The organism is Gammaproteobacteria bacterium (assembly GCA_022450155.1).
In the GTDB taxonomy this organism is placed as follows: domain Bacteria; phylum Pseudomonadota; class Gammaproteobacteria; order Arenicellales; family UBA868; genus REDSEA-S09-B13.
Genome location: JAKUQR010000026.1, coordinates 23,187 through 43,052 on the forward strand (window position 1 = coordinate 23,187; position 19,866 = coordinate 43,052).

General features: G+C 55.9%; 21 protein-coding genes. 6 read left to right on the forward strand and 15 right to left on the reverse strand.

Going from position 1 to position 19,866, the window contains the following annotated elements:
- Window positions 1-9 precede the first annotated feature (9 nt).
- From MK323_12545 to MK323_12555, 3 genes are all read right to left on the reverse strand, one after another.
- A complete protein-coding gene (locus MK323_12545; GenBank protein ID MCH2482979.1) occupies window positions 10-2,226 on the reverse strand; it encodes a primosomal protein N' in 2,217 nt (738 codons plus the stop codon).
- Window positions 2,227-3,034: 808 nt separating this feature from the next.
- Window positions 3,035-3,385 carry a flavin reductase family protein gene (locus tag MK323_12550; protein ID MCH2482980.1) on the reverse strand — a complete coding sequence of 117 codons (351 nt, stop codon included), beginning with the start codon at window positions 3,383-3,385 and terminating at the stop codon, window positions 3,035-3,037.
- On the reverse strand, window positions 3,372-3,545 hold the full coding sequence (locus MK323_12555) for a hypothetical protein (GenBank protein MCH2482981.1): 174 nt from the start codon (window positions 3,543-3,545) through the stop codon (window positions 3,372-3,374). The genes MK323_12550 and MK323_12555 overlap by 14 nt, the downstream gene beginning before the upstream one ends.
- A gap of 91 nt (window positions 3,546-3,636) precedes the next feature.
- Here MK323_12555 and hisG point away from each other — a divergent pair, with 91 nt between their 5' ends.
- Window positions 3,637-4,509, forward strand: coding sequence for an ATP phosphoribosyltransferase (gene hisG, locus MK323_12560; protein ID MCH2482982.1), 873 nt, complete (start codon window positions 3,637-3,639; stop codon window positions 4,507-4,509).
- 9 nt (window positions 4,510-4,518) lie between these two features.
- On the opposite strand, the gene MK323_12565 is transcribed toward hisG, so the two are convergent.
- From MK323_12565 to MK323_12590, 6 genes are all read right to left on the reverse strand, one after another.
- Window positions 4,519-5,055, reverse strand: coding sequence for a DsbE family thiol:disulfide interchange protein (locus MK323_12565; protein MCH2482983.1), 537 nt, complete (start codon window positions 5,053-5,055; stop codon window positions 4,519-4,521).
- Entirely contained in the window at window positions 5,048-5,587 is a 540-nt protein-coding gene (locus MK323_12570) for a TlpA family protein disulfide reductase (GenBank protein ID MCH2482984.1), read from the reverse strand. The genes MK323_12565 and MK323_12570 overlap by 8 nt, the downstream gene beginning before the upstream one ends.
- Before the next feature lie 29 nt (window positions 5,588-5,616).
- Window positions 5,617-6,378, reverse strand: a complete 762-nt coding sequence (locus MK323_12575; protein ID MCH2482985.1) for a DsbC family protein — start codon at window positions 6,376-6,378, stop codon at window positions 5,617-5,619.
- A 61-nt stretch (window positions 6,379-6,439) separates the two neighbouring features.
- Complete coding sequence (locus MK323_12580) at window positions 6,440-7,255, reverse strand: NYN domain-containing protein (protein ID MCH2482986.1); 816 nt, start codon at window positions 7,253-7,255, stop codon at window positions 6,440-6,442.
- A gap of 126 nt (window positions 7,256-7,381) precedes the next feature.
- Entirely contained in the window at window positions 7,382-8,857 is a 1,476-nt protein-coding gene (locus MK323_12585; GenBank protein MCH2482987.1) for an aldehyde dehydrogenase, read from the reverse strand.
- A 71-nt stretch (window positions 8,858-8,928) separates the two neighbouring features.
- Window positions 8,929-9,690, reverse strand: a complete 762-nt coding sequence (locus MK323_12590) for a methyltransferase domain-containing protein (protein MCH2482988.1) — start codon at window positions 9,688-9,690, stop codon at window positions 8,929-8,931.
- A 230-nt stretch (window positions 9,691-9,920) separates the two neighbouring features.
- Between MK323_12590 and MK323_12595 the strand changes: the two genes are divergently transcribed.
- Window positions 9,921-10,691 carry an SDR family oxidoreductase gene (locus MK323_12595; GenBank protein ID MCH2482989.1) on the forward strand — a complete coding sequence of 257 codons (771 nt, stop codon included), beginning with the start codon at window positions 9,921-9,923 and terminating at the stop codon, window positions 10,689-10,691.
- 104 nt (window positions 10,692-10,795) lie between these two features.
- On the opposite strand, the gene MK323_12600 is transcribed toward MK323_12595, so the two are convergent.
- Window positions 10,796-11,041, reverse strand: a complete 246-nt coding sequence (locus tag MK323_12600) for a glutaredoxin family protein (GenBank protein MCH2482990.1) — start codon at window positions 11,039-11,041, stop codon at window positions 10,796-10,798.
- 178 nt (window positions 11,042-11,219) lie between these two features.
- Between MK323_12600 and MK323_12605 the strand changes: the two genes are divergently transcribed.
- The 3 genes from MK323_12605 (at window position 11,220) to MK323_12615 (ending at window position 14,346) form a co-directional block, all read left to right on the forward strand.
- Window positions 11,220-12,689, forward strand: coding sequence for an IMP dehydrogenase (locus tag MK323_12605; protein MCH2482991.1), 1,470 nt, complete (start codon window positions 11,220-11,222; stop codon window positions 12,687-12,689).
- A gap of 113 nt (window positions 12,690-12,802) precedes the next feature.
- Complete coding sequence (locus MK323_12610) at window positions 12,803-13,138, forward strand: fatty acid desaturase (protein ID MCH2482992.1); 336 nt, start codon at window positions 12,803-12,805, stop codon at window positions 13,136-13,138.
- Window positions 13,135-14,346 (forward strand): pyridoxal phosphate-dependent aminotransferase, encoded by a 1,212-nt coding sequence (locus tag MK323_12615; GenBank protein ID MCH2482993.1) that lies wholly within the window; start codon window positions 13,135-13,137, stop codon window positions 14,344-14,346. Before MK323_12610 ends, MK323_12615 begins: the two co-directional genes overlap by 4 nt.
- A 10-nt stretch (window positions 14,347-14,356) precedes the next feature.
- Here the strand turns inward: MK323_12615 and MK323_12620 are convergent, their stop codons facing one another.
- Both MK323_12620 and MK323_12625 read right to left on the reverse strand, forming a co-directional pair.
- Entirely contained in the window at window positions 14,357-15,223 is an 867-nt protein-coding gene (locus MK323_12620) for an SDR family oxidoreductase (GenBank protein ID MCH2482994.1), read from the reverse strand.
- A gap of 1 nt (window position 15,224) precedes the next feature.
- Window positions 15,225-15,638, reverse strand: coding sequence for a nuclear transport factor 2 family protein (locus tag MK323_12625; GenBank protein ID MCH2482995.1), 414 nt, complete (start codon window positions 15,636-15,638; stop codon window positions 15,225-15,227).
- A 142-nt stretch (window positions 15,639-15,780) separates the two neighbouring features.
- On the opposite strand from MK323_12625, the gene MK323_12630 reads away from it, so the two are divergent.
- Entirely contained in the window at window positions 15,781-16,098 is a 318-nt protein-coding gene (locus MK323_12630) for a DUF1244 domain-containing protein (protein ID MCH2482996.1), read from the forward strand.
- 24 nt (window positions 16,099-16,122) lie between these two features.
- Here MK323_12630 and MK323_12635 read toward each other — a convergent pair whose 3' ends face one another.
- The 3 genes from MK323_12635 to MK323_12645 all read right to left on the reverse strand — a co-directional run bounded on the left by MK323_12635 (window position 16,123) and on the right by MK323_12645 (window position 19,837).
- A complete protein-coding gene (locus tag MK323_12635; GenBank protein ID MCH2482997.1) occupies window positions 16,123-18,201 on the reverse strand; it encodes an FAD-dependent oxidoreductase in 2,079 nt (692 codons plus the stop codon).
- A gap of 30 nt (window positions 18,202-18,231) precedes the next feature.
- Complete coding sequence (locus MK323_12640) at window positions 18,232-18,609, reverse strand: hypothetical protein (protein ID MCH2482998.1); 378 nt, start codon at window positions 18,607-18,609, stop codon at window positions 18,232-18,234.
- 64 nt (window positions 18,610-18,673) lie between these two features.
- Window positions 18,674-19,837, reverse strand: a complete 1,164-nt coding sequence (locus MK323_12645) for a glycosyltransferase (protein MCH2482999.1) — start codon at window positions 19,835-19,837, stop codon at window positions 18,674-18,676.
- Window positions 19,838-19,866: the final 29 nt, after the last annotated feature.

The following is a 19,866-nucleotide window of genomic DNA, read 5'->3' on the forward strand; positions in this document are numbered from 1 at the left end:
AGTCGTCGGTCAGTACAAATCCAGGGGATCTACATCGACCGACCAGCGGACGGTCCGTGCCAGTTTCAAGCGCTCCAACTCCGCAAGCCAGTCTTCCAGAAACCGGTGTAAACGGTTACGACCCCGTCCTGAGACCAGCAGCTGAGCCCGAAACCGACCCGCTCGCCGTTCCATGGGCGAGGGTACGGGATCCATCACCTGGATGTCGCCAGCCTGCTCAGCCTCTAGCCAGCTCCTCGCCCGGGCCTGGGCGGCCTGCAGAAAGCTAAGGGGGGCAGCCTGTCGAGGGGATTCGGCACGGAGCAGGACAAACCGCGCATAAGGCGGGTAACCGGCTGCCTTGCGCTCGGCGAGACAGGCAGTGGCGAAACCGTCAAAGTCGTGAGACGCGAGTCGGACATAAGCCGCGTCATCTGGATAGAGCGTCTGGACCAACACAGTGCCACGAAGTTTCCCGCGGCCGGCGCGCCCAGCAACTTGGGTTAACTGCTGAACCAGCCGTTCTGACGCCCGGAAATCAAAGCTGTAAAGCCCCCTATCGGTATTTAACGCACACACCAGAGTCACTGCGGCGAAGTGATGCCCCTTGGACAACATCTGCGTGCCGACCACGATATCCGCCTCACGCTGACGAATTGTCTCTAATACCTGCTCAACCTGTCCGGGGCCCGCCATGCTGTCGCTGTCCACCCGGATAACTCGGGCTTTCGGAAAACGCTCAATCAGGGCAGCTTCGACACGCTGGGTGCCCTCGCCGAGGTGATACAGGCCTGGCTCACCACAATTCGGGCATAGGGACGGTGCAGGTTGCGATGCACCACAATGGTGGCAACGCAGCACACCGCTACCCACGTGAAGCGTAAGGCCCGCATCACAACGCAGACACTGCCCTTTCCACCGACATTTAAGACACAACACCACCGGCGCGAAGCCCCGGCGATTGACATAAATAATGCTCTGTTCACCCCGGTTTAGGCGCGTTTCGATCGCATCCAGGACGGCTGTGGAAAGACCGTTTTGGAGGGTTGTCCGTGCAATATCCACCAGCTTCACGTCGGGCATGACGGCACCACCGACCCGCTGTGGCAATAACACCCGGCTATAACGCCCTTTACGGACGTTTTCCAGCGTTTCCAAGGACGGAGTCGCCGAACCCAGTACGACGGGAATTTTTTCGATTTGTGCCCGTTTAACGGCTACATCCCGCGCGTGGTAGCGAAATCCGTCCTGCTGCTTAAACGATGGGTCATGCTCCTCGTCCACAATAATCAGGCCCGGGTGCAAACAGGGCGTAAAAACGGCCGAGCGGGTTCCCAAAATCACGTCAGCCAGCCCCTGCCGCGCAGCCCACCAGCCGCGGTGCCGGGTGGGCCCGCTGAGACCCGAGTGCAAAACGACCAGCTTGCCCGCGAGGCCCTGGCTAAATCGCGCCACCAGCTGCGGTGTCAACGCGATTTCGGGTACCAGGACCAGAACCTGCGTGTTACGGGCTATGGCTTCTCGAGCAATACTTAAATAGACCTCGGTTTTGCCCGAACCGGTGACACCGTGCAAAAGAAAAGCTGCATAGCGGCCGAGCTGGGCAACCACCTGAGCACTGGATTCCGACTGCGCCGGGGTCAGATGCTGATCATTCGTCTGATGGGCTTGCACCACTGTGGTGCTGTCATCAAACGCGCTGCTCACCCAACCACGTGCTTCCAGCCGTCGCAGCGCACTCAATACCCTGGGATTGCGTGACCGCAGCGTCGCTTCCGGCACACCTATCGATTCAGCATCTGCCAGTTCTGCCAGCACTTGTCGCTGAATGACAGCACGCTCAGACAGCGTCGCCCTACTGCAGCCACCCTCGGACGTGATAAACCAGTGACGCGGCAGAGTCGGACGCAGATTGCCGCCTCGACGCAGTGCAACTGGCAGCGCTGTGTGCAGCACTTCACCGACGGGGTGGTGATAGTAGGTTGACGCCCAGCGCAACAGTTGGAACAGCGGTTCGGAGAACACCGGTTCAACATCCAACACTTGCGTCACCGCCTTTAATTTAGAAATGGGTACCTCTGCGCGTGCCACCTGACCACAGACTATACCCACGACGGTCCGTTTCTGTAACGGCACTCTGACGCGGACACCGGTTCGAATCACGTCGGCGTCTTCTGCCAGGGCGTAATCAAAAACACGCCGCAGGGGTAACGGCAAGGCAACACGAAGTGCACCGCTGTGTTTCATTGCAGCATTAACCGTTTGTGTAATGACAAGTTTGCATTAGTCGCTAAAGTTTCTGTCGACTCGCACCAACACGAGATAAACAATTGACTCACATAAACGTTTCCGGGTTGTACACAATTGCTGTGGATAACTCTGTGTACAAATACTCCGCCGTGTCTCAATTTGGCACACAATCGATGGTTAATTACAAATTGATCAAAAAATAAGCAGTTAAATCTTTCTTCAAATTCAACACGTTACCGGCATCCTGGCGCCAGATCACACGCGCGGCTGCCGCAGTTATCGAACCCGACGGCGGACCGGCTGGATGTGCATAAAGCAGTCTTCAAACGGTTATGACGCATACACAACTACACTCGAATCATCTTTTATGATCAATAATTTAGCCGCCGGACTTCGCAACACTTAACAATTTTTTCAACCCGGTTAAACTGTAAAAAACAACGCATCAAGTGTAACGCGCACAACACGTAACGGACACACTGTTAAACACTGCAACACCGCTGAACGTTCACTGATTCACAGTCGTCTCCGACCCACCCGAACAACAGCTAACAACCGAAAAACCGGCGCGTCATCAACACTGCGTGTTGAACGTTATCATTCCAAATTACAAAGCAGCGTTGGCTTTTTCAATGCAAACAATCACGCCGGCCTTTTGAGCTTTATGATTCTGCCAAAATCAACGTACTCACCAGCACCTAATCGTCCGACTGGGTGAATTCGATCTGCATGGATCTGTCTTCTGCCTTTAGGATCGCGGCCAACCACCTCATCATCCAAATAAATCCCCTGACGCGCCCCAGGATCATCGAGGTGGTGTTGCCCCCGATGTTGTGGTTCTCTCATGAAGCGTACGGACAAACACCACCCTCGCGTCTTTAAGGCGCGGCAGCCGTGAACCCGCCAAAGGGAATGTTGTCAGCCCCAAGTGTGCAACCTCCGATTCGCCCGCAGACAGTGTTGCGGACGAGGCGTTCAGATCTTCCAACTGGGCTACACTGGCAATGTGAATCAGAAAATCCTGGCGTTGCTTGACGTTTTCACGAGTATCCTTTGGACGCCCGTCTGATCTTAGACCCGTAGAGATCATCACCAATGGTGGTTCGCTCGAGACGGTGTTGAAAAATGAATAGGGCGCAAGGTTAAAGACTGCCATTGGCATTCTCGCTGAGCACCCAGGTGATCGGGCGCGGAATAACGGTTTGGGTCAGGGTGACATAGATTTGCAGAGGGTCCAGTTGGGCGATATCGACGCACATCATGCGCTGCTCCAGTTTGTGGCTGTAGCCGGTTAAATCGGCTTTTTCACGCGGCAATCCCCCGACTTATGCCATAATTCGCGTCCTTTTTGTCCGTATTTTGGGCACTGCAGTCCCTATCGACGTCACCAAGAGCACCCCCCAAACCATGCCTTCACTCAAAATCGGGATCCCCAAAGGTAGCCTGGAACAGGCCACAATCGATCTGTTTGAGCGTGCTGGCTGGCACATCGGCGCCAGGTCACGCAATTACTTCCCCAGCATCGACGATAACGACCTGTCCTGCGCCCTGGTTCGATCGCAGGAAATGCCGCTCTATGTTGCCAATGGGGCCCTGGATCTGGGGCTAACCGGCCTGGACTGGATTCTTGACACGGGTGCTGACGTGGTCGAGGTCTGCGATCTGGTGTACTCCAAAAGTTCGGACAGCCCGTGCCGATGGGTACTGGTGGTACCGGAGAACTCGCCCATACAGACTATTGAAGATCTGCAAGGCTGCACAGTAGCGACAGAACTGGTGAATTTCACCCGCAAATACCTGTCCGATTTGGGCATCGAGTGTGAGGTCGAATTTTCGTGGGGCGCGACCGAGGCCAAAGCCGTAGAAGGGCTGGTCGATGCTGTGGTTGAGATTACTGAGACCGGCAGCACCATCCGCGCGCACGGCCTTCGGATCGTCTGCGATCTGCTACTCACGCACACCCGCTTGATCAGCAACGCCAATGTCCTGGCCGACCCCTGGAAGAAAAAGAAAATTGACCAGATTTCCCTGCTGCTGCAGGCCTCACTGGAGGCCCACCGCAAGGTCGCACTGAAGATGAATGCACCCAAAGACAAGCTGGCATCAGTGATGGCTCTGCTGCCGAGCCTGCAGTCCCCAACCATCAGTGAACTGTCAGATACCGACTGGGTGGCACTGGAAACGGTGGTCGACAGTAATTTGGTTCGGGACCTTGTTCCGCAGCTGCGCGACGCCGGTGCACAAGGCATTCTCGAATACGCCCTGCGCAAAATCGTTTAACTCAACTGGCTAACGATCAGCGAGACTTTGTAGCAACGGCAAAATCGATTCCTTTAGTGCCTTGCGGTCGAGCGGACCGATGTGCTTGTACCGAATAATGCCTTCTGAATCAATGACAAAGGTTTCTGGCACACCGTAAACACCCCAGTCGATTCCCACCCGGCCATTGGCATCCACCGGTACGCTCACGTAGGGATTCCCCCATTGCTGAAGCCAGGCGAGGGCATCCTGACGGGAATCCTTGTAGTTGAGCCCGACGATGTCGACCATTCCGGTCGCAGCGATCTCATTGAGAAGCGGGTGCTCAGCACGACACGAAACACACCAGGAGGCCCAAATATTAAGCAGCCACACTTTCCCGTGCATATCGCTGACTGAGGTGCGCGCTTCCGTATCGAGTAGCCGGGGCAGCTTAAACGTCGGTGCGGGCTTGCCCACCAGTGGTGAGGGCACCTCGCGCGGGTCAAGTTTGAGTCCGATTGCGAGAAAAATCCCAACAATCACGAATATGACCAGCGGCAGCCCAAAGCGCCAGGTTCTAACCACCCTGGTAGGTTCCCAGCTCCGCAGTCAGTACCCTTATCCGGTCGAGAATCTTGGGATGACCAAAGTCTCTGCCGCCTTCTGCCGAATAGCGGATATGACTCAGGCCATCGAGCACAAAGGTAGTCGGTAGCACACGCACCCCCCAGTGACGCGAGACAATCATGTTGTCGTCCAGCAACACCTCAAAACTGATGGCAGGCCGGGTTTGCCTGAGAAATTCACCGATGACCGACGCATCTTCCCCCACATTGATGGCCACGATTTCAAAAGAATCCCGGGGTAGCGTGTCCCAAACAATCTGTAATGCTGAAAGCTCCTGCCGGCAGGGACCACACCAGGTCGCCCAGAAATTAACCAACACCACTTTGCCTTGAAATTCATTCAGTCGCCGGTGTGCGCCAGCCCTGTCCAGAAGGTCGAACGTGGGCGCCAGCGGCTGATCATGGTGGTCACGCAGGTCAGTTCGTAATTCACCCGCTTCGGCAGTACACCCTGCCACAAACACCAGCAGCAACAGGGCTCTGTGCACCATCTGCTAGGATCTGAATCGTTATTGACGACTCAGTTTGCGGCCGACTCCGCAGCCTGATTGGACATCTCGACCAGTTCAACGGCGGGTACATAGCCCGGTATCACTGTCCCGTCCTCAAGCACGATGGTCGGCGTCCCTCGAACCCCGACCAGTTTGGCGGCTTCCAGGTGGCGGCCAATCTGGGTTTGACAGGTTTTTGCTTCGATGGCCAGCCCCATTTTTGCGTCTGTCATCGCCTGCTGCGGATTGTCCGCACACCAGACGGACACCAGGGTCTCAAACGATGGGGAGTTAAGCCCGGCCCGCGGATACCCCAGATAGCGCACTTTTACCCCACCGGCGATCGTCTGGTCGATTTCCTGGTGCAGTTTGATACAGTACCCACAACTCGTGTCTGTAAATACGGTGACCGTGCTTTTCACATCCTGCGGGGCAAAAACTACCATGCCGGCTTCGTCTAGATCTTCAATCACTTTACGCCGGCCCAAGCGGCGGGCATCTTCTGTCAGATTGAGGTTTTGGTCGATATCGATCAGATCCCCGTACAGCAAATACCGTCCATCGGCCGACAGATAGACCACGCGCGTCCCAAAAATCGCCTGGTAGAAACCGGCAACCGGTGCCGGTTCGACCCGGTCCGGTTTAGTATTGGGCAACAGGCTGGCGGCAACGCTCAGTACCACAGGCGGTATGTCATCGGCTTGGGCGAAGACGCAAAAACACATCGACAACGCAAGCGAGTGTGTCAGAAATCGCATGAATTTGAGTCTGAGGAGCACCATCGGGTTCATTGTTACGCGGTATACGGCGCCATATTGTACTGAAAACCGAGGCCGGGAGAGACCACTCCAATCAACCGCTGTCCCCGGAGAGCTTCTCAATGATGTAACCGCCCGATTTTTCGTCGTGCGCAAGCTGCAGTAAGCCCCGGGATTCGGCTTCTTCGAGCAAGCTTCCAAATGTCCTGAAGCCATGATAGCGCTCACTGAACCCGGGTTGACGGCGTTTTAGGGTCTGTTTCACCATTGAACCCCATACTTTCCCGCTGTCGCCACGTTCTTCAAACAAATCTTCCAGCGTCGACATCACCATATCGACCGCCTCCTGCTGGCGCTTGTCATCCTCACTCATGGTTTTCTTCTTTGCACCGGCTCGGCTGCGGGTTTTCTTGCGGGCCGTCGTGGATACGCTGGGTCGTATCAGATCATCGTAGAAAATGAATTCATCACAGTTGGCCGTTAGCAGATCGGAGGTCGAATTTTTGACCCCCAGCCCGACTACGTACTTGTTGTTTTCGCGCAACTTACTGACCAGTGGAGAGAAATCGGAATCCCCGCTGATCACAACAAAAGTATCCACGTGGGCCTTGGTGTAACACAGATCTAGGGCATCAACGACCATCCGAATATCCGCAGAGTTCTTACCCGACTGGTGAAGGTGTGGGATATCAATCAGCTCGAAGGCGGCCTCATGCATCGACTTCTTGTATTCGGCGTAACGGCTCCAGTCACAATAGGCTTTCTTGACCACAATGTTGCCTTTGAGCAACAGTCGCTCCAGCACTGGTTTGAACTCAAACCGCTTGTGTTTTGTGTCACGTACACCGAGGGCAACATTCTCAAAATCACAGAAAATCGCCATGTTCTGGGTGTTTGGCTCTGTACGCATAGTCGGATGATTCCCAATGGTCTCGGGGTTAAGGCTTAATCTACCCAGCGAGACCGGGTAAGGGGTGGTCGAGCGTTCAGTTTAACCGCGTCAACGGCCTCCGGCCAGCAAACACATCCGGTCTGTTTATCTCATGATGAACGGATTTGCGGGGCTGGTCTGCTGCGCAATCCAGACCGATTTGACCTGCATATACTGTTTGATGGCTTCAAGCCCGCTCTCTCGACCGATGCCGCTGCGTTTGTAGCCCCCAAAGGGCGAGGTGAAACTGACCGCCCGGTAGGTATTCACCCACACCGTGCCCACGCGCAGTTTCTCCGACATACGGATCGCGCGACCTATATCCTGCGTCCACACACCGGCCGCCAGCCCGAAGTCGACGTCGTTACCAATCGAGATGGCGTCTTCTTCCGTGTCGAACGGAATGACGGCCAGTAGGGGACCAAATACTTCTTCCTGTGCAATGCGCATTTTATTGTTTACATCGGTAAAAATCGTCGGCTCGACAAACTGACCCCCTTTGGCCTCCGGGCCGGTGTAAGCCTTACCGCCTAACACACATTTGGCACCTTCTTGTTTCGCGATCTCAATATAGTCGAGTATTTTCTGGTACTGGGGAGGTGTAGTGACAGGGCCAACGTGTGTGTCGGTCGACATCGGATCACCGATCTGCGCCGTTTTCGCGACTTCAATCAAGCGCTCCACAAACTGGTCGTGTATGGAACGCTGCAGCAACAGCCTGGAGCCTGCGATACAGGTCTGTCCCGTCGCCGCAAAGATACCGGAGATGGCGCCCATCACAGCCGACTCGATGTCGGCATCTTCAAACACAATATTGGGGGATTTCCCGCCCAATTCCAGAGTCACGTGCTTGAAGGTCGATGCCGCTATCTCATTTATTTTCTGTCCCGTGCGGTCTGACCCGGTGAATGCAATTTTGGCAACATCCGGGTGGGCAACCAATTCGGCACCCACGACCTGACCAAAACCACTCACCGTGTTGACAACCCCCGGCGGGATACCCGCTTCCTCGATCAGGTTCATGAATTCCAGGGTGGAAGCGGACGTGAACTCCGAAGGTTTTATAACGGCCGTATTACCGGCAGCCAACGCAACCGAAAGCTTCCATGACAACAACAGCAGCGGTGAATTCCAGGCCGTGATCATCGCCACGACACCCAGCGGTTCGTAACGCGTGAAGTTGAATATCCCGGCTTTGTCGGTCGGAATAACTGCGCCCTCCACTTTGTCGGCCAAACCACCGTAATACCGATACCATTGCGACATGTACTGGGTCTGTGCTGCCATCTCGGCGATCAGCTTACCGTTGTCTCTGACCTCGATCTCACCGAGGCGCTGGGCGTCGCGTTCAATGAGATCTGCCAGTTTGTAAAGCAGTCGACCCCGCTCCGTAGGCTTTACATCGGCCCATCCCGATTCAAATGCATTTTTTGCTGACGCCACCGCACGGTCGACATCTGCCGCGTTGCCTTTGGCGATCTTCGCCCACACGTCTCCGGTATAGGGGTTAACGGAATCGAACCAGTCCCCTGACGCGGGGTCTACCCACTGACCGCCGATATAATGCTGATAACGCTCCACTGCACACCTCCTATGGGATTGAACACCCGAGAGTTTACCCAAGCGGACTGGCCCTGGGCCAGTGAAACGACTCAAGACGGCTTGAGCTTCACCGTCTTGACACGATAACGCAACCGACCCCGTTCAAGCAGATTGGCGAGCTCTGGCGTTGCCTGGAGATAGGCTCGCAGATCTGCACTCTGAGCAGTAAACGGCAACAGACCCACGATCACGTTCTCAATTGCAGGTGCCGTAAATTCAAACATGCTCAAAAAACGATCACCACGATTCAATGCTCGAGAAAATCCCGACAAGACCAATTCGGCGCGATCCGCAAAATTGATACTCAAGACACCGTCGTCTGTCAAACATCGTTGAAGCTTACGCAGCCAGGCACTGTCGAATCGGACGCTACGCTCGGGCACACCATTGCCGCCACCAAACAGATCGTCGATAACCAGATCAAATCCAGGACCCCGGTAACGGGCCACATAATCCCCAGCATCGGCAAGCAAAAGTTGTGCCATCTCTGGTGTGACGCCAAAGTGTTCCCGTGCCACGCGCAGGTGAATCGGATTGTTGTCTACGCCCACGATTTCGATCGGATCAAACAATCGCTTGAGCTGACGGATGACCGTCCCGGCGCCCGTCCCCAGCAGCAGTATTCGCCGCGGCGACCTGGCTGGACGAAACAGCGCCGGTAGCCAAAGCAGATCCCAGACACTGCCGGTGACAGGGCAGCGCTCGCTGTACTGGCTGTGCAGCACACCGTTGCTGTAGAACCGCAGACTCGACCCTGCTGCTCTGACCTCGTAGCGGGTGTCGTCTGTGGCATAAGTCCACACTATTGCCATATGGCGCTCCCGGGACCTACGGTCGGCGACAGCGCAGGCTCCTTTTTATGATCGTGTCATCACACCAGTGTAACCTTCATCGGGCAAGGTCCGCCGTCAGCAGGTGACCTCTTCTCCGGCTCGTTGTTACGCCACGTCAAGCGCCTGAGACCCAAGCAAGTTGAGTTACACTCGCAGTGGAAACGGTGACCCAATTCAAAGATTCTGTATAAATCTTATTTCCCCCGCCCATGAACGACACGCTATTTTCGTTGTCCGGCCACACGGCGATGGTAACAGGCGCTTCCAGTGGCCTGGGTCGAACATTTGCATCGGTACTTGCAGCTGCCGGTGCCTCGGTCGTGTTGACGGGTCGGCGGATGGAACTGCTGGAACAGGCGTGCGCCGAGATCACCTCGCAAGGTGGCGAGGCCATGGCTGTGAACATGGACGTGACAGACGAAAAAACGGTCACGCAGAGCTTTGATGAAGCAGAGCGCAATTGCGGGTGCATCGACATTCTGGTCAATAACTCGGGTATCGCGCACGGAGAGTCTGCACTTGAGATCGCGTCAAGTGACTGGGACCGCGTGATCGACACCAATTTAAGAGGTGCCTGGCGAGTGGCCCGCGAATCAGGCGAGCGACTCGTGAAGGCAGGAAAACCGGGCAGCATCATCAACATTGCATCCATTCTCGGTTTTCGCGTGATCAAGGGTGTCGCACCCTATGCCATCTCCAAAGCCGGTCTGGTTCAGATGACCCGCTCTCTTGCCCTGGAGTGGTCGCGCTATGCTATTCGGGTCAATGCCATCGCCCCTGGTTTTTTCAATACCGATATGAACCGGGAATTCTTTAAATCCGAAGCTGGTTTGAGCATGCAGAAACGCATCCCAATGCGAAGAGTGGGCGATCCCGACGAACTCGCCGGGGCGTTGTTGCTGCTCGCCTCGGATGCATCTTCTTACATGACCGGCAGCGTTGTTACTGTCGACGGAGGGCACCTGCAGTCAACTCTTTGAGTATCGACTCATGTAACTGGGTACCCGACTACAGGCTGCAAGCAGCGCCGAAGACCTGAACACATCGAACCCGCCTTACTGGCGTCCAGCTGTCTGATCGACGGTTATGACGGTTCTTTAAGAGCCGTCTGTAACGCCCTGAGATCCAGAAAGTAGCGGCAGATCTCCACTTCACCACACAGCAGTACCGGAACCTTATCGCCGAAAGTCTGGCGCCAGGCTGGCCGAAGATCGACATCCCGATGCTCAATCTCAAATGAGTACGCTGCCTGCAGTTCACGCAGCTGATCCACCATATCTTCACACAAATGACAATCTGCGCGAACATAGATGATCAGTTTAGTCTTCATCCGAAATACCTTGGGCGTGGACTCAAATCCCGCAGTCTAGGCCGATACTGGTCGGGGTAGTTTACAAAACAGCCGGTAGCACCGTGACCGTGCTTGAGTCATAAGACATCGCGACGTATTATTTGACTGCGAAACCGCTGGCGTCCTTCCATTACCCACTTCAAAGCATTTTTGTACCATGAACTCAAACAGCCTAGATCCCGCGTGGATTGGTAAAACCTTTGATGACTTTCTGTTCCGTCCTCAAAAAGGCATTACCGAAAGCCGCGCCACAATCTCACTGACATCGCAACTCACCGGTCAGTTGTCGCTGGAACTGCCGATCGTATCGTCCAATATGGACAGCGTTACCGGCCTCGATATGGCCGAAACCATGGCGCTAGAAGGCGGACTCGGCGTTGTCCACCGGGGTCAGAGCATTGAAAAACAGGTGGCTCTGGTCAGTCGGGTTAAACGCAGCCACAGCGCAGTGATTGAAAATCCCTTGTGTCTGCCGATTACAGCAACGGTGGGTGAGGCCAGACTGTTTGCCCGCCGCCATAACATCAACGGGATACTGATCGAAACTGCTGAAGGCAGCGGTGTGCTCGCCGGTGTGCTGACCCGCCGGGACATCCCGTGGCAACGTGATTTTGATGACAGGCCAGTCGCCGAATTTATGACCACCTTCGACCATCTGACGACCGCGCCGGCAGATGTCAGTACAGAAACCGCTGAGCAGATTATGTTTGAGGGCCGCTTTGAACGACTGCCACTGATTGATAGTGAACACCGAATACAAGGCCTGATTACCCGTAAAGACGTTCGCTTCTTGCGTGAGCGGCCCTATGCCAGTAAAGATGGTAAGGCCCGGTTGCTCGCTGCCGCGGCGATTGGTTGTGCCGGCGATTATCTGGAACGGGCGGATGAATTGCTCAAATCGGGCACCGATTGCTTTTTTATCGACATCGCTCACGGCCATTCCACAGTGATGGAAACAGCTATAGACCAGCTGAAATCACAATGCCCCGGAGTGCCGCTGGTGTGCGGTAATGTGGCCACCGCCGACGGCGCCCGTTTCATGAGAGATATCGGCGCCGACGCGGTTAAGGTCGGGGTCGGTCCCGGCCGCGGCTGCCGTACCCGTTTAGAAACCGCAGCCGGTATACCGCAGCTGCAGGCCATCCGGGAGACCTGGTGTGCTGTAGGTGGTGAGATCCGTATCATGGCGGATGGTGGCATAAAACATGACAAAGACATTTTTCTTGCGCTGGCGTGTGGTGCCGATACGGTGATGCTCGGCAGTGCGCTTTCCGGAACGGACGAGGCACCCGGTCGGGTCATTGAGGACCCAGCGACACATACCAAGAAAAAGATTTATCGTGGAATGACCTCGCCGGAAGCCGTACTGGAATCCTTATACGACAGCGACGATACCGATGCCGTTGATGCGGCACTTTATACGCCCCCTGAGGGACAGGAGATTCAAGTACCGTACAAGGGCAGCGTGGTCGACATTCTGCAGCGCATTCGCGGCCACCTCAGATCGGCCGTCAGTTATGCCGGCGAAGCCTCTCTGTCTGTTGCCCGCGACAAGATCCTGCCCGATCCACTCAAATTCATGGTGCCGCTGTCCGAATCATCCCGTAGAGAATCCTACGAACGCTGATCCAGCATTAGTTCCCGTGAACGCCACCCCAACCCGCGACGCCGCAGCCTGGCATCTGGTGGGGCTGGTCGCTCCTGTGGTCGGCGTTATCGGGCTGGACAGCACTGGCCGTCATCTTTCATGCAGGCGTTGCTGTTTTCATGCTGGAGTATGTCAACTATATACAGCACTACGGTCTGTCTCGGGATATCACCGAACGCATCGCGCCACGGCATGCCCGGGAGTCGCAAACACGCTGGTCGCGCTGGACCCTGCTCGAGCTGCCGCTCCACCCGGCCCATCATCTCAGCCCGTCGTTGCCGTTCTGGCAGCTTGCCCCGATCGAAGGTGCGCCAATTCTGCCAACCGGCTACTATGGCCTGTTTTGGCCCAGTCTATTTCCACCGCTTTGGAAAAGATGGATCGATCCGAGAATACCCACTACCCCTAGAATTGATCCTGAACCATGAAGAACTACCTCTCAGAGCGCCTTGCGCAGATCAAACCGTCTCCTACGATCGCAATATCGGACAAAGCCCGTGAACTGCGGGCAGCCGGAGAGGATGTCATCAGTCTGAGTCAGGGGGAACCTGACTTTGAAACCCCTGAACACATCAAGGTAGCGGCCATCCGGGCGATGCAGGACGGTCATACCCGCTATACCGCTGTTGATGGTATCCCCGAACTCAAACAAGCCATTCGCGACAAATTCAAACTAGACAATGGGCTGAGTTACGAACACTCGCAGATCTCCGTCAGCACTGGCGGAAAACAGGTCCTCTATAACGCGTTTATGGCTACGCTGAACGCCGGTGACGAGGTCATCATTCCAGCACCGTACTGGGTGTCGTACCCGGACATGGTTGTTCTGGCCGAAGGCCGTCCGGTTATTGCCGCCTGCCTTGCGCAGAACGACTTCAAGCTCACCGCTGAAGAACTGGAGGCGGCCATCACGCCGGCGACACGGTGGCTGATACTGAACAGCCCCTCCAATCCGACCGGCAGCGTCTATAACCAGCATGAACTCAAAGCCCTCGCGGAAGTGCTCTTGCGCCACCCTCAGATCCTGGTCATGAGCGATGATATCTACGAGCATCTAATTTACGGCAAGGCCGAATTTTCTACCCTGGCGCAGGTCGAACCGAAATTGTTCTCGCGCACGCTTACCTGCAATGGGATGTCCAAAGCCTACTGCATGACCGGCTGGCGTGTGGGCTTTGCTGGCGGTCCAGAGCCCCTGATCCGCGCGATGGCCAAGCTGCAATCTCAGTCCACCTCCAATCCGACCAGCATCTCGCAGCATGCGGCCATCGCCGGGCTAACGGGTGGACGGGCATTTCTTAAAGACATGTTGAATGCTTATGAAGAGCGCCGCAACAGTGTTGTGAATTTGCTGAACGGAATTGAGAGTATCACCTGCGCCACACCGGACGGTGCGTTTTATGTTTACCCCTCGTGCCAGGGTCTTAACGGCGCCATAAGCCCCGATGGCACTCGGCTTGAGAACGACACCGATGTTTGCGCCTATCTGCTCGAAGCCGCCAAAGTCACCGTGGTACCCGGCGAGGCCTTCGGATCACCTGGATACTTCCGGGTCTCCTATGCACTGGGGATCGACCAGCTGGTTGAGGCGTGTGATCGAATACAGCTCGCCTGCGAGAAGCTCGAACGCGCCTGAACTTACTCGCCTAATGGTCGAGCGCACCCAGGCCGCTTGCAAGATTTGGATAGTCCGGCACCACACCCAGATCTTCTTTCATGAGTGTATTGTCGATGCGCTTGGATTCTGCGAGGTAGGACCGCATTTCGGCACTCAGCTGGCGCTCGGCCGCTGCCCAGCTGATGGCCGGCGGTCGAGGCAGACCGTACGCATCGGCGACCTGGAAGAAAAAATCTGTCATGGTGGTCGGATGCCCGTCGCTGACGTTATAGGCCGGCGCCGGGTCGACCTTACGGGCCGCCGCGAGACACACAGTGACCAGATCATTGACATGAATGCGGTTGCTCCAGGGCGAGAACTCCGGTGCCAGCACCGGTGCGCCCGAACGCAGCCGTGCCAGCGGTAGCTTGCCGGGCCCATAGATACCGGGCACGCGGAGTGCAACCACCGGAATGCCCTGTTGCTGACCGAAGCGACGCGCCAGTTGTTCGGCATGTGCCCGGCGTCGCCCACGGGCTGTTTGTGGATTCAGCGGCCGGGTCTCGTTGACCCACTCACCTTGACAATCACCGTACACACCGGTGGTGCTGACCAGTACGATCCGACGGGGTAATGCACCGGGTTCAATTGCAGCCAGCGCCCGGGCCAACCGCTGATCCTGGTCACCGTGCGAAGGTGGTGGTACAAACCAGTACAACACCTGGTCGGTAAGCTGCAATGCCAGTACGGGTACATCCTGATCGAAATCGACCTGCCGGGACGTGATCCCTAGATCGGCCAGTTGCGCTACACTGTCCACCGTACGGACCAATGCACAGACATCACCGCCATCGGCAATTTCATGGCACGCCACCTGCTGACCGACATAACCGCAGCCACCGAACGTACTGTGCATGTCAGTGCATCCGGCCCACCGGCGCCACGTTGCTGTCCGCCGGCGCCGGTGATGCGTGGTGCAATATCATGCGCCAGCCATCATCGGCACGTTGGTAGGCATTGGTGGCGAGCACAACCATCGTTTTGACCCCATCGGACTCGTCAACACTGATGTTTTCGCGCACCAGGTGAATCGCATGTGAATCTCCGCTGAATACCCAGAGGTCGCTCAGCGTGAATCGCAGTTGAACGTCGTGAGCAAAGATCGCCTGCCAACTCTGCCCAATCGCTGATTTACCTTCGATGCGCTCACCGAATGGATGAATACACACGGCCTCGTGTTCATCCCAGACCAACATCATCGCCTCAAGATCGGACATTTGGAAAGCTGCGTAAAAGGCAGCTTCGGCTTCCTGTGCTGATCCAAATTCCATCCGCGCGCTCCTCACCCTATCAAGTTGTGTCACCAGACTTTATCGTATCGCAGTCCACTTGGGGTCTGGTGCTACAATGGATTGCGTTACCATCTGGAGAAAGGTGATGGTTTAATCGAGCAAGCACCGTAAGGGACCCGTTATGGATGAAAAAAACCGGATTGAACTTGAAGCGGCAGCGTTTAGAGGGCTGGTCCAGCACCTCCAGAAGCGAACGGACGTTCAGAATATTGACCTGATGAACCTGGCTGGTTTCTGCCGGAACTGCCTGTCCAAATGGTATCTCGCGGCCGCCGAATCACAGGACGTCGAAATGGACTACGACCAGGCGCGCGAACGGGTTTACGGTATGCCCTACGACGACTGGAAGTCCGGCCATCAGACAGCGGCCACGGATGAACAAAAGGCCCGCTACGAAGAAACAAAGCTCCTCCACGCCGAGATCAGCGGACACACTTGAAATGCAATCGAGAGACTGACCGGCTCAGGTCAGAGCGTTCTGTATCAGTGAATACTCCCGTTTGAAGGGCACTGCGTCGGGGTCCGGCAGTGCATCGAGTTCCCGTGCATAGCGGTGACCATCGTAGACGGCTGCGGCAATAGTCCCTGGCGCCATGCAATCACCGACCCGGGTCAAGCTGAACGGCAGCGTCTCCAGCTGGTCTTCATCGGCACCGGCCAGCGCGAAATAGAGCGCGTTATCGGGTAGCCGGGCGGTCACCAGCACCAGTGCGGCACAAGGCAGCGCCCGGCGGCGCTCGCTGGTGATGCAGCTGATTTCGACTGCATCGGCTGACACGCCAGCAAGCACCTGTTTACACACCAAATCAACACCGCTTTCGATCAGGCGTTGTTCAATGCGGTGTTGTTCCATGGTGTTCTGTGTCCAGTGCGACACTTCGGGGCCTGGCGTGACCAGCGTGACGGACTGCCCCGATTGTGCAATCAGTTCCGCAATCACGCCGCCCAGGTAGTAATGATCGTCGTCATAGATCACCACGGGCCCGTGCTCGGGCTGCTGTCCCGCAAGAATATCGTCGGGGGTCAGGACCGCCGGATGATCATCCACGCCATCGACCGCTCGCCAGGTGGCCCGGCCCACCCCGTCCCGGCGCCAATGCGCACCAGTCGCGATGGCCACGTGATCAGCCCCAAAGTCACGAATACTGTCAGCGTCCATTTCACTGCCCGGATAAAAGTGGACATTGGCCAGCCGCTGGATCTGGCTGAGTCGGTAGTCAGCCACCCGGCGGTAACTGCTCAACCCGGGCAGTGTGGCCTCCGCAACAACCCGGCCGCCGCCTTCGCCGCTATCCGCCAGCGACACCTCGTATCCCCGTTGCCCCAGGGCGAGTGCCGCTTCCAGTCCGGCAGGACCGGCACCGACCACCAGCACCCGATCTGAGTCGCCCTTGCGGTTCATGGTTTCAGGGTGCCAACCGCGGCGCCATTCTTCCCCCATAGTGGGATTCTGCGTACAGCGTATTGGGCTCTGCGTAAACTCGCCCGAGACGCAGATATTGCAGCCGATACACTCGCGAATGTCTTCCAGCCGGCCTTGCTCAATCTTATTCGGCAAAAAGGGATCGGCAATTGAGGGGCGGGCGGCACCGATCATATCGAGTACACCGCGCTGGATTTGAGCCACCATGGCATCGGCCGAGGTAAAGCGGCCCACACCCACCACCGGCTTGGTCGTCAGCTTTTTCACGAACGACACGTACGGCTCCTGCGCGCCCTCTTCGCCAAAACGGGCCGTGACCGAATCATTGGCCCAGTCACTGACATTCACATCCCAAAGATCCGGCAGCTCAGCCAGCATCTCGACGATCTCACGCCCTTCGGTATCGCTGCAGATGCCGTCGCTGCCCAGCAGCTCATCCACCGCAAATCGAAAAGCCACACCGCAAGTATCGCCCACCGCATCCCGGGTATCTTCCAGCAGTTCGCGGGTGAGCCGCACGCGGTTTTCCAGTGACCCGCCGTATTCGTCGCTGCGCTGGTTATACCGCCGGCTGATGAAATGCATCGGCAGCGTCAGGTTGTGCCCCGCGTACACATACACGATATCGAAACCGGCAGCGCGTGCCCGCAACGCTGCATTGCGGTGCCAGCGGCGTACGTTCGCAATGTCGCGCCGGGTCATGGCACTGGCCTGCACAGGATCGTAACCCACCACTGGCATGTCCGATACCGCCAACACCGGCAAGCGGGAATAGCGATTGGATACCACGTGACCGTTGTGCACCAGTTCAATGGCCGCCAGGGATCCGTGCGCATGCACCGCATCGACCATGATCGCGTGGCGGTGCTGATCTTCGACATCCCACAAGCGGGCCTCGTGGTAGGGCAGCACATCGGAACTCGGGTGAATATCACACTCCTCGGTGGCCACCACAGCCCAACCACCTTCCGCTTTGACACCCCGCATCGCAGCCACCGTATTGGGCATCCCGTGCCCCATGCCATTACAGTGAGGCACCTGATAAAACCGGTTGCGTGCGGTGACCGGGCCGATTTGTACCGGCTCAAACAGAACGTCGTAACGGGGATCTCGGGTCATCGTGTGTTTTGGATCTGTGGGGTACTGTAGTCAGGAGTCGTCAGACGGCGCCGTAAAAAGATCATCCAGCTGTGTACGACTGTCTGATGGGGTTTTGCTTACGCCAGCGTCCGTGCCAAAAAGCGTATTCAGTTCGGCGTGGTGATCTGCTGATGGTGCTGTCTCGCCCGGCTCAACAAATTCGCGTCGTAACTTGAACCAGTCACAGAAATTGGCTTTCTCCCGCTCACTGTATGATTCAGCCCTGGGTTCGTCGCAATCAGCGCGCAGCCGGGGGTTAAAGTAACTGCACTGCCGGCAGCAATGCAGTTGGGCCCGGCAGTGGCAACACTCGGCATAGGTCGACAGCGGTAACGGCTGGTCGGTGACCACCGCACCGCAGTGCCAGCAAATCCAGTTGGAACTCATCAGGCGTTATTGCTTTTTAGGTCGTTCAATATCTAGCAGTCGGTCCAGAAGTTGATGCCCACACCTAACGTACCCGCCACTCATTTTTATTAAGAATGTATCTTGGATGTGAAGGCCCAGGCCGCATGTGTACGAGAATCATAAAGACTGTTCGTTTAAGTAGTTTTTTGATGACTGCAAGATAATGAAGAATACCCGCCCTTGAAATAATTCTTGGCTGAGGTATCTCATACGCCCATAACGCAAACGGGTCAGTCGGTGTCATTGTTGACGCATGAATGTTACGAATTAGGCTGAGTGTCTGATCATCGACGGTTGGGTTACGACTGACAGATTCAAAATGTAAAAGTCTGATGTGTGGAGAAACAAGACAGCGCATTTGTTTTTGTCGTGCTCTCAGGCAGAAATCAACATCTTGAAAACTGTTCGGAAAAGCAAGAGAAAAACCGCCCAAGTCTTCATAAGTGTGCTTTCTACAGCAAAAAAAGGCGCCTGAAATTGCAGTTGTTTCATGGTCCGAAATATAGCGGTGCATCGCATCACCTACAGTAGCGGCCGAACGGTTTGGTACATAGTGGACTGCCGAATTTCTGCCAATATTATCCCCACACGACTGAACCGTGCGGTCACTATTCAACAATAGACCGCCCACACAGGCGACATCTTCTTCTTCCAATAAGGAAATAACATGAGAGGCCCATCCTTTGGTTTCAAAAGCTGTGTCGTCATTCAGGAACACAACAATTTGACCTGATGCATGATTCGCACCAAGATTACACTTCCTCGAAAAGTTAAACCCGGGTTCATCGCACAATGCAAAACCTGTCAAGTCAAAAGTCGAAATTAACGAACTCGCGTGTTCCCGGTCATCTTCATGATTCAACACCAGAATAATCTCCAGCTCCAGAAGAGCAGGGGCCGATTTTCCGTCCTCAAAGAGTGACTGGCGAATCGCCAAAAGGCAATGTTCCAGTACTGTTATGCTGTCGGTTCCAACCACAGCGGTAGAACCAAGTTTGCAGGGAATCACAATGGATATCTTTGACATCGCCGATGGAATAATTCGGCTGACAAACGTCCCGGTAGCTTGTGGTTCTTTCCCAGGCGCCGCAACAAGAAAATAGGGTGTCACATCGGCAGTCAATCCTTGACGTTCGAAATGATCTTCCAGCGCACGGCGTGAAGCATCAATACTGATATTCCCAATTCGCCCATGCTCAACAGACATAGAAACACTGCCTCGTCGCCACAAATAGG